The organism is Carnobacterium sp. GW821-FHT04C06 (assembly GCF_059420345.1).
This window is the reverse complement of sequence record NZ_JBWKTN010000003.1, coordinates 390,769-404,938: the sequence shown is the minus strand read 5'-3', so window position 1 is coordinate 404,938 and position 14,170 is coordinate 390,769. Positions and strand designations below refer to the sequence as shown.

The window sequence follows — 14,170 nt, the reverse complement described above, 5'->3', positions numbered from 1 at the left end:
GGAGAGATGGAATGAAAATACTATTACTATCAACAATATTAGTAGCCAATCTTTATTTTGTTTGGAAAAAACAACATAAGCATAGTGAATACATTACTAAAAAATTACTTGAAGACTATTCCAGTATGAAAATAATCAGTAATTTGAAAGATAGGATAGAATTTACAATGGATTTTAAATTAAACGAATCGAGTTCAGATTATTTGAAATTATCATTCTTACAAGACGATAATAATGAAGTCTCAGTAAAATTGAACAGCAAAAATAGTTTAGGGGAGTTCAATAGTGATGATATTTTTGAAAAAAAGATGGAATGAAAATCTGACAATCAATAAAAAATGCTTATTGTTGATTGTTTTAATTGCCTTTCTATTTATAACGCCACAGCTAATTACACATAATATGGTCATAGGATCAGATTCTATCTTTCATTTTAATCGTTTTTATGACGCTTCTGAACAAATTAGAAATAAAAATTTTGAATATTTTATTTCTCTCTATGGTTTTCAACAATCGGGACGTATTGTGAATGCATTTTATGGTCCGATAATCGCGTATTTACATGGTTTATTGGTACTCCTCAGTAAAAATTGGTATGTTTATCAAGTGCTATCCAACTTTATTTTATTTGTCCTATCCGGCTGTTCAATGTATACATTTCTTCGTGCTGGAAGCTTTAATTACAGAAAAAGTTGTACTGGAGCAATTTTGTATATGTGTACATTTTCAATTTTATATTGGCCAACTAGGCAAGGGTTTACAAGTTGGGGAGCAGCGCTGTTACCATGTTGTTTATCGATTATTTTTATTGTTTTTGATAAAAAAGAAGTTCCAAAGTTCAAATTAGGCTTTCTAACTGCGCTTATTTTCCAAACACACATCCTGTCTTCTTTAATTCTCGTTTTAATGTATACACCCATTTTTCTTTATGCTTTTGTAAAAACTAAGAAAAGAAAAAGATTTATTATTGATCTAATCAGAGAAGTTTCGCTCTTTTTTTTATTAACACTAAATATATGGGTAACCTATTTTTCAATAACTAGAGAAAATCAATTCATTAAGCCATTTATTAACCACACGATGAGTTCAAATACGATTAATCAAGGTAGCTCCTATTGGCTTATAAATCCAGTATCACTTCTATTAATGTTAGTAAGTGTATTAGGATTAGGATTTGTAAAATGGAAAACGTATGATTCAAGTAAAAAGATTCTTTTTTTAACGATGGTATTTTTTTTAATAGTATCGTCAAGTATCATACCTTGGGATTATTTAATTGAAAATAATAGTTCAATTGCTGAAATCATCCAATTTCCATTTAGATTTTTTGTTCCGGTAACGATCTTATTGATTTATTTTTTTATGAATAATTCAAACTTAAAATGGCTAAACACTTCTTTTGTTATTTTAGGAGTGATACAAGTAGTTATTTTAATGTTTGTAATTACAAAACCATGGAATACTAGCGATAATTATATTCAGTCTGGATCCAAAACGATAATAAACAGTAGCAATAGTACGAATACTGTAAAAGAATCCTTTTTCTTAAAAGATAAAAGTAAAGCGTTAAAAATTGTTGAGAAAACAACGCCAGATTATCTTCCATTGTATAACAAAACAAAATTAAACAAATACAAACTTTATGAAGAAAAAATTATTGATAAAGCTGGAATGTTTAGAAAGTCAGTTCAGAATTCACAGCTAATTATTACGGTGGATCACTTTAATAAAAAAAATACTGAATTTCCTATAGTGATTTATACAGATACAGTATTGAGTACCGGTGGCAAAAAAATTGATAGAAGTAAATACACATTAAGCGAGATTGGAACACCAATCATTCCCAATGATATGATTGTAAATAACCAAGTCGCCATTCATTTTGAAAATAAGTTTTTACTATATCCTATTTTACTAACGTTTGGTCTGTGGATTTTGACGATTCTTTTTTTTATCAAAAAATTTGTTGAAAGAACTTACAAAAAATTGGTCATTTAAGGTTAAAGGTATTCATTTATATTTTCAACTTCAAATTCCAATAAAAAAAACCACCTGATGGAGAGTCAGGTGGCAAAAAAGGAGTTGTTCATTACACTTTGGAGGAGTTGTAATGACAAAATGAAAATAAAAAAGTTAGCTTGTAGTTTGGCTTTAGGTAAGAATGACTGTCATCCTTACTACTCTTTTAGTATACTCATAAATTATGAAGAAAGTATGTTTAAAAGAGTAAAGAAGTTTGATAAATATAAGAAGTAAATATGGAAATAGCTCTTAAAGCCTATCCGGTTTTAAGAGCTATTTTTAATACAATAGACAAGATACTATGCTGAGCATGTAATAGAGCGACTAAACAAAAGAGGAGTGTTCCAAAAACTAGTTGAATCTATCGTGAAAAATGGAAACGTAGTATCAACTAACTCAATTTTTTATTTTATAGTAAATGAGACATTTCTATATAGGAGGTATACGAAGATCTCTGGTTTTTAATTTTTAGTGTATCAAAGAAACATATAGAGCTGTCTTTGAAATACAAAATAGAGTAAATCTTTGATAAATTTTAGTAATAGAGATATAGTAGATGAGACTGAAGAATCTTTGATGTGGAGGGAATTACAATGATAAAGGCAATCAGAAAATTTAACATAAGGCTCCCTTTTTTTACGAGCATTCTTATAAAGAGTTTTCATCCGTTTGTTATCATTATGTTGACTCACCTTTTTATTAACCATCGATCAAAATCTTTTTTACTACCTCTTATATTTTATTATAGTATTAAATCTTCGGTATTGTTTATTTTTCGTTCAAATCCAGTACAGGTAACTAAACTATTTAAATATAGTGTGATTATAGGAGTAATAGGTTGTTTGACGGCTTTTATAAGTAACGATTCAATTTTTATTTACAGTATAGCAGGAATTCTTATGGGAATATGTAGTGGTATATTGATACCAAGTTATGCAACATTAAAAAGAACTAGTCGACCAAAATTACTTAAGTCCCCTTCTTTGAAATGGAAAATAGGAGGGATTTTATGCTCTATATTTTACTTAATTTCTTTAGCTAAATTGATTCAATTAAATTCATCTATTGTATTTATTCTATTAGGTATCGCATTAATTTGGTTATATCAGCATCAATCAGAAAATTTAGTTTTTGATGTTAAAAATAAAAATGACTATCCTGAATATGCTATTTTTGAATCTTTGTTTTTATTTATTGTTATATTTGGCTCTGTTTTTGTGCTAAAAGAAGACAAAAAGGAAGGGATAACCAATTTATTACCAGGATTAATTTGTACCATTTTTATAATTATGATTTTTTATAGTATATATCGATATAAAAAGCATCCTGAAAGAAGGATCTCTTTCAAGTTATCGTCTATTATAATCTACAAAGGGATGCTAACTAATTTTATTTTGGCTTTTTTAACATTTTACCAAGTTATCAAAAACGGTGAGAGTGAACTAATGGTAATCTATTATATTTACCTAGTGGGCATGTTAGTAAAAGGTGCTCTTATTTCATTCTTAAAAAAAATCTTTTATGGTATTTCAGAACAACAGTTGATTATGACCGGTTTGTTTGTTAGTTTTATTTTCTTATTGTTCCAGCCTACTTTTTATGTGGGGATTTTATGCCTTTCACTATTTGTAAGCGAGCTGAATAGCGAGTTGGATGAATATGTATACAATCATGTAGATTTACCAAAAGATTTTAGATTAATTGCGAAAGCACGGTTAACCAATATTGGTAGTGTGATAAATCAACTAATCATGTTCACTACGTTATATATAGCGGCTCTATATACAAATACAACAGTATTGAATGTATTGAAGGCATACCATAGTCAAAAAGAATCCCTTGATTTTTTATCAGTTTTAAATGTCACTAAAAATAGTATATTGGTTATTTTTGTTGTTTATCTATATGGATTACAGAAGATACTGAGAAAGGTGACGACTACGAATAATGAATAGTTAGTGAAATATATGTACGTGCTACATTTTCGTATTTAAAGACAAAAAAACGCGCTTTATGAGAATGAAAAGGGTACCAAAATAATGCAATAGATGAAATAAAACCATCGTGGATTTGAGATGGTTTTTTTTGTTTTTTTAATGAGCCTAGTCTTAGAGTGCTATCATTAGTTAAATAAGCGTCATAAATTAACTAAAAAAAACCACCTGATGGAGAGTCAGGTGGCAAAAAAGGAGTTATCATGGCTGTAGATTTTAAAATCGTACAGACATGATGTCATTACACTTTGGAGGAGTTGTAATGAAAAAATGAAAATAAAAAAGTTAGTTTGGTTGTTTGCTGTATCAGTAAACTTATTACTCTCTTAGTATACTGAGAAAATATGAAGAAAGTGTGCCGAAAGGACGAAATAAATGGGGTCAATCAGTGATGAAAAAATGAAGAGACGCTACTTTAACATGCTATAAATCAAAATTTTAGTAAATGTGAACAAATAACATTTTGTTATTTTATTATAGGGGCTAAAATCCTCTTTTTATACTTTAAGTGCATTGATTTTCTTTTTTTAAATGGTAAAATTGTTTTAAATGGGGAGTTTAAAAAATTCATTTATTTTACTTTAAACATATAAAAACTATATAGAGTGTTATTTATTTTTTAAGTTTAAAGTCAAATCAACAACTGAGGGGTTTCATAAAAAAAGCGAACGCCTGTTGACCCGTTTAAGTGAATAACTAAAAATGCCAATGCAGCAAAAATAGGGACGAAAAGAAGGAGAGGGTTATAAATGAAAAAGAAAAAAATAGGTTTGTTCATGCTTGCCTTATTAATCACACAGAGCTTGAGTTCTTCTGTCAGCGCTTTCGCTGTAACAACAAGCGAAGAGACTACTGAGGAATCGGTTAGTAGTGAAAAAGAGGACAGTACAAAAACTGAAAATAACCAAACTGAAACAACTTCGCCAAAAGACGAAAAGGCACAAGAAGTTCCTGCTTTAAGTGAAGAAAAAACAGTAGAAACGCCAATTAAGGAAGAAGCTGTTCCGACAACTAAAGCAGAGATGCCAAATACAAAAGCAGTTATTACAGATGAAATTTTATCAACTATGACGATTACAGATATGGATGGTGTTGAATACAGCCAACAAGCAGCTAATCGTATCTTAAATTCATCCCCTGTAACTGCAAAACTAAAATTTGTAGTGGAAGATAAAGATTACTTACCAGGGTCTGTATACACAATGAATTTGCCAGCACAACTTGGTTATTCTGACGCTAGTGGTGAGGTCGGCGGAGTTGGCGCGGCTTGGTCAGTAGACGCAGCTAGTAAAACCGTCAGTATCACATTTAACCAACGAGTGAGAGATACGGAATTTACATTAAATTTGAAAAGCTATATTGCTACGGAGAATAATCCTTTAGTAACCGTAGACACCCCTGGACAAACGAAAAATCAATACAAATTTGATTTGTATGAAGACATAGAGCCGATTAAATACACAGAAGCAAAATTTAACTTTGGGATAAATGGAGATATTTTCTATAATTTAAATCGAACTTTGTCAGGAAATCAAACACTAGAATTGTTGATGACGGAAACACCAGAAGCAATCTTCAACAAAAATGACCAAACGTTTGAAGTGAACTCCTATGATGTTGACGTTAATGGGACGATTCTTCCAGAAACAAAACAAGTATTAAACAAAGGCGTGGATTACACAATAGCTGAAAATACTGTTAACAGAACGGCGATTAACATTCCAGCAATGAATCAACAAAAAGCCTATGCACTATCCATTAATCGCTCACTATCCTTGAAAAATGCCTCGAAATATGACTATAGTCTTCAGCAAAATTATCCTACTACAAAATTAGGTTGGGTAGGGCTAAATAAAACTACGGCCTCTAACAAAGCCTTAGAATTTACTGCTAAAACAAGTCAAAATCAAAAAATGATTAGTCAAAGAAACTTTGGCTCAATCCATTCAGCAAGTTTTCAAAACAAAGGGAATTATTATTTGACAATTTATGGCAATATTGCACATACAGACCAAGGTCAAAAAATTATTGTTGAGAGCAAAAACGGTCAAGCTATTAATGATTACCAATTTAGAGCATTTAATTCAGAAAATCAAAATGTTCCATTAACAGATTATTTTGATGTTAGTAAAGAGGGAAGTAAAGTAATCTTAACAGCAACAAAAGATAGCGACTTAAGAATTTCTATGGACAATCTGAAAATGGAGTTTGAAGAAAAAGATATTGATTTAGCAATAAGCACGCCTATTATTGGAATAGATAAATCCTTTATTTTGATTTCTGATAAATACATTCAGCCGATTTCAGTGATTAATCCAAACAATGCTGAAACAGCTTGGGGGAATTACGATCGAAATGGAGCTTACTTTAATCGTACATCAGTCAATGTAGAAGGCAGTCGTGAAACACCAATTGAAAATTTAATCATTAATGTGAAAAATCCGAATTATTTAACCTTGAGAGAAGTCACGACGGTTTCTTCTTATAAATTAAATAAAGATTACACTGTAACCAATACGGCAGATGGTGCTGTTATTAAATTCACGACACCAATTACCGATTCAATCACAATCCCGATTGGGTTTAACTATGTGCCAGATAGTTTGGCAAAAAACAAAAGCATTCCCGTTGATACCATTCCAATCACGATGAGTGCAGATGGGTATGACCAAATTGACACAACAGTTACAACCGGAAGTAAGCAAGGTTCAGAGCGCACATTACAAGCAAGTGAAAACCAATTTTTAGTGAACGCTCGAAACGATTCGTTTGACTCACTAGTTGTTTTAACGAAGGTACCACAAGGAGCAGATGTAATTTTTGATATCTACGATGTTTCAAATGATATGGTGGACTCTATTTATCCTCAATATTGGGATCGCGGTCAGTACTTTGATAAACCAATGAACAAAAGTAGTGTAGGTTACCCGACCATTACATTTGACGAAGCAACGAATAGTTATCAATTTGATTTTGGAAAAACATCGAAACGTTACATTATTGAATACAAGCTGGCAAACGGTTGGGTCGATGTAAGCCCAATTAGAGTGACAGGCACAACAGCAGAGCCTTTGTATAGCAATCAACAAATGTCTGCTACCGCTTCCGTTAGCAATGAAGCAGTAGCTATTTTATCCGCTAGTCAAACAGAGCATGCAACGCTTAAAAATGTGACAAGCAACAGTATGACGACAAAAAATATTGACGATAAAACGCGTAAAGTTATCAATCCAGTATTTGATATCGCAATTAAAGGAGTCACAAATGGCGGAATTGATTTAAATTCAATTGTAATTGATGGGGTACCAAAAGATGCGTATACCGTTAAACAAACGGAAACAGGTGTGAAAATTAGTTTTAACGATTACACACTGACTGAAAACATCACAATTCAGTACAACACTGTTTCAGAAAACCCAGGACGTATTTACTCAGAAACAACGATTAGTTCTGATAGTTTAGATTTAATGAAAACAGAGCGCAAAACAGTTGCTAGCAATGTAGTTGTGTTGAAATTCTCAGATGGAGAAGCAGAAGGAATTGTTTATCTTGGCAAAGCACAATTCCACACCTTTGATGCAGCAGATAAAACACTTAATATTCCCAATGTTCATTTTGAACTTGTGGATAATCTTAGCGGAGCTACAAGTGAATTTGTGACAGACAGCAAAGGTGAATACAATATTGATGCAATTATGTCAGGTGAGTATACGCTACGTGTAACCGAAGTTCCGAAAGGCTATGTTATTTCTGAAGATTATCTAACAGGAAAAGTAATTAAATTAACGAAGGGTAGTAATCTAGTTGAAATTCCATTTAACGTAGATTTAACAAGTGTGAAAGCTAAGGATTCTACTATTTTTGTAGGAGATAATTGGCAGCCAGGTGATAATTTTGTTTCAGCAACAGATGTAGATGGACAATCAGTTGATTTCGATAAACTAACTGTGGAAGGAACAGTTGATACAAATAATGCTGGTAAATATGATGTAGTTTATAAAAACCAATCTGCAACAGATAAAGCGACTATTACAGTAATAGAAAAACAAGAAACGCTTGAAGTGAAAAAAAATTCTACCTTATATGTAGGCGATCATTGGCAAGCAGAGGACAACTTTATTTCAGCAACCGATCAAGCTGGGAACGCTCTTGGGATTAACAATCTAACAGTTACAGGATCTGTAGACACAAGCAAAGCGGGAGTTTATCAAGTGACTTACAGTCACGGCAGCCAATCAAAAACGGCTACTATCACTGTAAAAGCGGATCAATCAAGTGTAGTTGTGAAAGATTCTACTTTATTTGTAGGCGATTCATGGAAAGCTGAGGATAATTTTATTTCAGCAACTGATCGTGAAGGACAACCGATTTCCTTTGATAAAGTAAAAGTAACCGGCGTAGCCGATCCAACTGTTAAAGGGAAATATGAAGTTTCTTACACGATTGACACAGAAGATTTTCCAATGGAAAGTAGCCTTGCACGAGTAATTCAAGTAAAAAACAATCAATTAACAAACGTTGCTACGATTACAGTTCTTGAAAAAGAAGTGCCGGTTAAACCAGAAGAACCAAAAGAACCAATTAAGCCGATTGAACCAGAAAAACCCGCTTCTGGAAATCAAGGAAATACCGAAAAGAATCAAGTCAACATTTCTAAACCTAAGCAAACTCAATCAGAAACCAAATTCCCACAAACTGGGGAAAAGAAAAGTAACTATCTAGTAATTATTGGTGTTTTGATTGTAGTTGCATCAATAGGTGGGATTATTTTGGTCAGAAGATCAAAAAGAGAAGAAAATAAGTAAGTAAAATAAAGAAACCCAATAAGAAGTTCAATTAATCCTTGAACTTCTTATTGGGTTTTTTAGATTTAAAGAAGAGTATCTTTTAAGACCACTTCTTGGTAATACAGATAAAGTTCTTCAATAGAGGCACTCATCAAAAGAGGTTCTGCTTTTTTTATTTGTTCAGATGTCCAATCAAACCATCTAATTTCTAATAACTGTTGGACTTCCTTTTCAGAAAATCTTTCTTTAATAATGCGTGCAGGATTCCCACCTACAATAGTGTAAGGAGGAATATCCTTCGTAACAATTGATCCAGCAGCGATAATAGCGCCTTCCCCAATAGTTACTCCAGGCATAATCATAGCATTCATCCCAATCCAAGCATCACTTTTTATAATGGTATTGCCTTTAGGTGCGTAAGAATCCATAACCTGATTTTCAAATGGGTAGACGGTAATCCAATCAGGATGATGATTGTGATTTCCTCCCATTAAAATGGTAACACCAGCAGCAATACAGACATAATTTCCAATGATAAGCTTATCCAGCGTCCAACCAAATTCTTCAATTGGATTAAATAAATTTTTTGTTTTTTTATCGCCCCAAAGATAACGAACACAGCCATCCTCAAAATCTTGATTGGCGTAATAGCCAGAATAATAAGAACCATTTCCGACTTCAATCAGGGGGTTTGTTACGATATCCTTCAAAAGTTTGGTTTCTGACCAGTTGTTAAATTGTTTCATAATATTTTCCTCGCTTCTAAGTTAGTCTTGCGTATAAACCTAGAAGCTGAATGCCGTAGCGACATTTTTTAATTGTTTTAATCGACGAATCATGAAAATGCCTCCCTTTTACTTGAGATTATTCTATCATAAACGAAAAAAATTTAACAGGTAAGCTTTATAATAAAATAACATAATACGCCTTTTATTTATGCTGTAATTGGACAATACACTAAAAGGAAGACAAAATTAGTGTATCGAATGTAACTGATACACTAATCAGTGTATTTGTTTTTTGTCTGTTTTTTTGATAAAAATGCTGATATAATAGTTTTTTTAAACGATACACTAAAATTGGCACGAAAATTGCTATATAATAAGAGAAGCCAAACAAATGGATGAACAAGAAAGAAGGGGTTCTGTTGGGAATCGATATCCGGTTAGTAAGAATCGACGATCGACTCATCCACGGGCAAGTTGCAATCGTCTGGGCTAAACGACTCGACATTCAGCGAATTATCGTTGTCAGTGACGCTGTGACGAAAGACAATATCCGAAAAATCTTACTTCAACAAGCGGCTCCACCAGGCATCAAAGTAAACGTGATTACCGTTGCCAAGATGATTGAAGTCTACTCGAATCCATTATTTGATGGTGTGAAAGTTATTCTATTATTTACGAATCCAGTTGAAGTTTCAAAAGTAGTCAAGTCAGGTATTCATTTTCCAGCTGTAAACATTGGTGCGATGGGTTATACCACCGGAAAAAAAATGGTTGCCAACACAATTGCTGTTGATGATGCGGATTTAGAAGCTTTTCATTATTTAAATGCCCAAGGAACCGAGTTGGAAATTCGAAAAGTCATTACTGATAGTAAACAAAATCTGATGGATGTATTAAAAAAAGCGAAGGTTTAAAATGATCAAATAAAAGGAACCTTGAAAGGGGGCGGTTTTGTTAGGAAAGTCTGTTTTTAATAGACAAAGACTAACGAAACGTGTAAAAAATAGCTGTGCAGGTTGGCAGCTATTTGAACAAAATCTAGAGACATTATTTAGGAGGTAGAGAGATGGTAGGAATTATCCTAGCAAGTCATGGCGAATTCGCTGAAGGCATCTTGCAATCTGGCGCAATGATTTTTGGAGAGCAAGAAAACGTAAAGGCTATTACGTTGATGCCAAGTGAAGGTCCAGACGATGTAAAAGCAAAAATGGAAGCTGCAATTGCATCTTTTGACAATCAAGACGAAGTATTATTCTTAGTCGATCTATGGGGCGGAACACCCTTCAATCAAGCAAATAGTTTGTTTGAAGCACACAAAGACAAATGGGCAATCGTTGCCGGTATGAATTTACCAATGGTAATTGAAGCTTATGCGTCACGTTTTTCAATGACATCAGCTCAAGAAATTGCAACACACATTCTTGGAACAGCTAAAGAAGGGGTTAGAATTCAACCTGAAGAATTAGAGCCTAAAGATAAAACAGCTGCTGTCGTTACTGAAGATGCACAACCAAAAGGATCACTTGCTCCAGGAACGGTTGTTGGAGATGGCAAAATCAAATTTGTATTGGCACGTGTGGATTCTCGTTTATTACACGGTCAAGTTGCAACAGCATGGACAAAATCAACACAACCAAATCGTATTATCGTTGTTTCAGATACAGTTGCAAAAGACGATTTACGTAAAAAATTGATTGAACAAGCTGCACCACCTGGTGTTAAAGCAAACGTTATTCCAATTAGTAAAATGATTGAAATCTCAAAAGATCCTCGCTTTGGAAATACAAAAGCATTGCTATTATTTGAAAACCCTGAAGACGTTCTTAGAGCAGTTGAAGGTGGCGTAGATATCAAAGAAGTAAATGTTGGATCAATGGCTCATTCCGTTGGGAAAGTTGTTGTAAGCAAAGTTCTTTCAATGGGACCAGAAGATGTTAAACATTTTGAAGAAATGAAAGAAAAAGGCATCAAATTTGATGTTCGTAAAGTACCAAATGATTCTCAAGCCAACATGGATGACATTCTTAAAAAAGCAAAAGCTGAATTAGCTAACGCAAAGTAAAAATAAATTAATTAGGAGGCTATTATGTCTATTATATCAATTGTTTTAGTAATATTAATTGCTTTTCTAGCTGGTATGGAAGGAATTTTAGATGAATTCCAATTTCATCAACCACTAGTAGCATGTACGTTAATCGGATTAGTAACAGGTAACTTGACAGCGGGTATCGTTCTTGGCGGTACACTTCAAATGATCGCTCTTGGATGGGCAAATATTGGAGCAGCCGTAGCACCAGATGCTGCATTGGCATCCGTTGCATCAGCAATTATTTTAGTATTAGGTGGACAAGGCGTTAAAGGCGTTCCATCAGCAATCGCAATCGCGGTTCCACTTGCAGTAGCAGGTTTATTCTTAACAATGATCGTTCGTACACTTGCAGTACCTATCGTTCACATGATGGATACAGCGGCAGAAGATGGAAATATCAGAAAAATTGAAATGTTACACATTCTTGCAGTATGTATGCAAGGGATTCGTATTGCAATTCCTGCAGCAGCACTTTTATTCATCCCAGCAGAAACGGTTCAATCATTCTTGGAATCAATGCCAGCATGGTTAACTGAAGGTATGGCTATTGGTGGTGGAATGGTCGTTGCCGTTGGTTACGCATTAGTAATCAATATGATGGCAACAAAAGAAGTATGGCCATTCTTTATTATCGGTTTCGTTGTAGCAGCAATTTCTCAATTAACATTAATCGCTCTTGGAGCACTTGGTGTAGCATTGGCATTGATTTACTTGAACCTTTCTAAAATGGGTGGTTCTTCAAACGGTGGCGGCGGAAGCAATTCTGGCGACCCACTGGGGGATATCTTAAACGACTATTAAATTAAAAAGTAGCTAGCAAAGTCTTATAATGTTCGATTTGTATCGTGTCTCTAAGGTTTCAACCCCTAAGAGAGCATGACAAAGGAGGAAAAGAAAAATGGCAGAAACAGAAAAAATTCATTTAACGAAAAAAGATCGTTTAGCCGTTGCATGGCGTTCAACATTTATTCAAGGTTCTTGGAACTATGAACGTATGCAAAATGGTGGTTGGGCATTCTCAATGATCCCAGCGATCAAAAAATTATATAAAACAAAAGAAGATCGTTCAGCAGCATTGAAACGTCACTTAGAGTTCTTTAATACTCACCCATATATTGCTTCACCAATTCTTGGGGTAACCTTAGCACTTGAAGAAGAACGTGCGAATGGCGCGCCAGTTGATGACGTAGCAATCCAAGGGGTTAAAGTTGGGATGATGGGTCCATTAGCTGGTGTTGGTGATCCAGTATTCTGGTTTACAGTTCGTCCAATGTTAGGCGCACTAGGTGCATCATTAGCAATGGGTGGAAACATTCTTGGTCCAATTATTTTCTTCGTAGCATGGAACTTAATTCGTTGGGGCTTTATGTGGTACACACAAGAATTCGGTTATAAAGCCGGTTCTAAAATTACAGAAGATCTTTCTGGTGGCGTATTACAAGACGTGACAAAAGGAGCGTCAATTCTTGGGATGTTCGTTCTGGCAGCCTTAGTACAGCGGTGGGTATCCATTAAATTCTTACCAGTTGTCTCTGAAGTTAAGCTAGACAAAGGTGCGTATATTGAATGGGATAAACTTCCAGGAGGCGGCGAAGGAATTCGTAATGCTTTCGAACAAGTGAACTCAGGATTAGCCCTTTCATCTACTAAAGTAACAACGTTACAAAACAACTTAGATCAATTGATTCCTGGTTTAGCTGCATTATTATTAACATTCTTCTGCATGTGGTTATTGAAGAAAAAAGTTAGCCCAATCATTATCATTCTTGGTTTATTCGTAGTTGGTGTGCTTGGTCACGTAATCGGTCTTTTATAAGCCGATAACCAATTAGTGCTTATCTAAAAAGTGGCTGCAGATAATTGTCTCAGCCACTTTTTTTATTGGCGAAACTAAAAAAAAAAACGTATAATGAATGAAACAAGTTAAACGAAATGGAGCGGATAGAATGGTAGAGTCAATTAACACAAAGGTAGATTTGGTGATAGATGCCACCGCTTTTACAGGTCTAACAGATTACGGGAAAATTATGATTGGAAATAACGGTTTTGAATTTTACAATGCTCGGGACGCTCATAAATTTATTCAAATTCCGTGGGAAGAAGTTGACCAAGTGATTGCTTCAGTCATGTTTAAGGGGAAATGGATTCCGCGTTATGCGATTAAAACAAAGAGAAATGGGACTTTCACATTTTCGTCAAAAAAACCTAAAAAAGTTCTTAGAGCCATGCGAGAATATGTAGATCCAAGTCATATGGTTCAATCATTGAGCTTCTTTGATGTGATTAAACGAGCATTTAAATCAATGGGGAAAAAGAAAACTAACTAAACATCTATTTAACCAAGAGTCATTCTAATAGAGAGTGATTCTTTTTTTGTTGGAAGCTAGAGCCCAATGACTGTATTTAGGATAGGTGCAGTTTTTTCATTAAGTAAATTTTTAGAATAACCTTAATAAAACTTAAGTACTTAACCGTTGCTAAAAGAAGGGGAAACGATTAAAATTATGCTAAGTAGAATACCAATGAACGAGCATTTAAATGAAATTAGTC

The 14,170-nt window shown here is 33.8% G+C and carries 10 protein-coding genes; 9 read left to right on the top strand and 1 reads right to left on the bottom strand.

All coding sequences use genetic code 11. The features are described 5' to 3' along the window. Positions 1 to 11 precede the first annotated feature (11 nt). The 4 genes from AC07SW_RS07225 to AC07SW_RS07210 all read left to right on the top strand — a co-directional run bounded on the left by AC07SW_RS07225 (position 12) and on the right by AC07SW_RS07210 (position 8,821). Positions 12 to 317, top strand: coding sequence for a hypothetical protein (locus AC07SW_RS07225; protein WP_494632535.1), 306 nt, complete (start codon positions 12 to 14; stop codon positions 315 to 317). Beyond that, positions 289 to 1,998 (top strand): putative glycosyltransferase family protein, encoded by a 1,710-nt coding sequence (locus AC07SW_RS07220; protein WP_494632534.1) that lies wholly within the window; start codon positions 289 to 291, stop codon positions 1,996 to 1,998. The genes AC07SW_RS07225 and AC07SW_RS07220 overlap by 29 nt, the downstream gene beginning before the upstream one ends. A gap of 617 nt (positions 1,999 to 2,615) precedes the next feature. Beyond that, positions 2,616 to 3,977, top strand: coding sequence for a hypothetical protein (locus tag AC07SW_RS07215; protein WP_494632533.1), 1,362 nt, complete (start codon positions 2,616 to 2,618; stop codon positions 3,975 to 3,977). Positions 3,978 to 4,765: 788 nt separating this feature from the next. Continuing rightward, positions 4,766 to 8,821, top strand: a complete 4,056-nt coding sequence (locus AC07SW_RS07210; RefSeq protein ID WP_494632532.1) for a bacterial Ig-like domain-containing protein — start codon at positions 4,766 to 4,768, stop codon at positions 8,819 to 8,821. A gap of 65 nt (positions 8,822 to 8,886) precedes the next feature. On the opposite strand, the gene AC07SW_RS07205 is transcribed toward AC07SW_RS07210, so the two are convergent. Beyond that, complete coding sequence (locus AC07SW_RS07205) at positions 8,887 to 9,549, bottom strand: CatB-related O-acetyltransferase (protein WP_135022820.1); 663 nt, start codon at positions 9,547 to 9,549, stop codon at positions 8,887 to 8,889. Between the two features lie 401 nt (positions 9,550 to 9,950). On the opposite strand from AC07SW_RS07205, the gene AC07SW_RS07200 reads away from it, so the two are divergent. From AC07SW_RS07200 to AC07SW_RS07180, 5 genes are all read left to right on the top strand, one after another. Next, entirely contained in the window at positions 9,951 to 10,445 is a 495-nt protein-coding gene (locus tag AC07SW_RS07200; RefSeq protein ID WP_034572479.1) for a PTS sugar transporter subunit IIB, read from the top strand. A gap of 152 nt (positions 10,446 to 10,597) precedes the next feature. After that, positions 10,598 to 11,593, top strand: coding sequence for a mannose/fructose/sorbose PTS transporter subunit IIA (locus tag AC07SW_RS07195; protein ID WP_034572476.1), 996 nt, complete (start codon positions 10,598 to 10,600; stop codon positions 11,591 to 11,593). 24 nt (positions 11,594 to 11,617) lie between these two features. Then, positions 11,618 to 12,421: a PTS mannose/fructose/sorbose transporter subunit IIC gene (locus AC07SW_RS07190; RefSeq protein ID WP_034572473.1), complete on the top strand. Its 804-nt coding sequence runs from the start codon at positions 11,618 to 11,620 to the stop codon at positions 12,419 to 12,421. 97 nt (positions 12,422 to 12,518) lie between these two features. Further along, on the top strand, positions 12,519 to 13,436 hold the full coding sequence (locus AC07SW_RS07185; protein ID WP_034572470.1) for a PTS system mannose/fructose/sorbose family transporter subunit IID: 918 nt from the start codon (positions 12,519 to 12,521) through the stop codon (positions 13,434 to 13,436). Between the two features lie 130 nt (positions 13,437 to 13,566). After that, positions 13,567 to 13,947 carry a DUF956 family protein gene (locus tag AC07SW_RS07180; protein ID WP_135017948.1) on the top strand — a complete coding sequence of 127 codons (381 nt, stop codon included), beginning with the start codon at positions 13,567 to 13,569 and terminating at the stop codon, positions 13,945 to 13,947. The last annotated feature ends 223 nt before the right edge of the window (positions 13,948 to 14,170 follow it).

Bases quoted from the DNA above. Each gene is read 5' to 3' on its own strand.
- AC07SW_RS07225 (WP_494632535.1), top strand. From the start codon at position 12: ATGAAAATACTATTACTATCAACAATATTAGTAGCCAATCTTTATTTT.
- AC07SW_RS07220 (WP_494632534.1), top strand. From the start codon at position 289: ATGATATTTTTGAAAAAAAGATGGAATGAAAATCTGACAATCAATAAA.
- AC07SW_RS07215 (WP_494632533.1), top strand. From the start codon at position 2,616: ATGATAAAGGCAATCAGAAAATTTAACATAAGGCTCCCTTTTTTTACG.
- AC07SW_RS07210 (WP_494632532.1), top strand. From the start codon at position 4,766: ATGAAAAAGAAAAAAATAGGTTTGTTCATGCTTGCCTTATTAATCACA.
- AC07SW_RS07205 (WP_135022820.1), bottom strand. From the start codon at position 9,549: ATGAAACAATTTAACAACTGGTCAGAAACCAAACTTTTGAAGGATATC.
- AC07SW_RS07195 (WP_034572476.1), top strand. From the start codon at position 10,598: ATGGTAGGAATTATCCTAGCAAGTCATGGCGAATTCGCTGAAGGCATC.
- AC07SW_RS07190 (WP_034572473.1), top strand. From the start codon at position 11,618: ATGTCTATTATATCAATTGTTTTAGTAATATTAATTGCTTTTCTAGCT.
- AC07SW_RS07185 (WP_034572470.1), top strand. From the start codon at position 12,519: ATGGCAGAAACAGAAAAAATTCATTTAACGAAAAAAGATCGTTTAGCC.
- AC07SW_RS07180 (WP_135017948.1), top strand. From the start codon at position 13,567: ATGGTAGAGTCAATTAACACAAAGGTAGATTTGGTGATAGATGCCACC.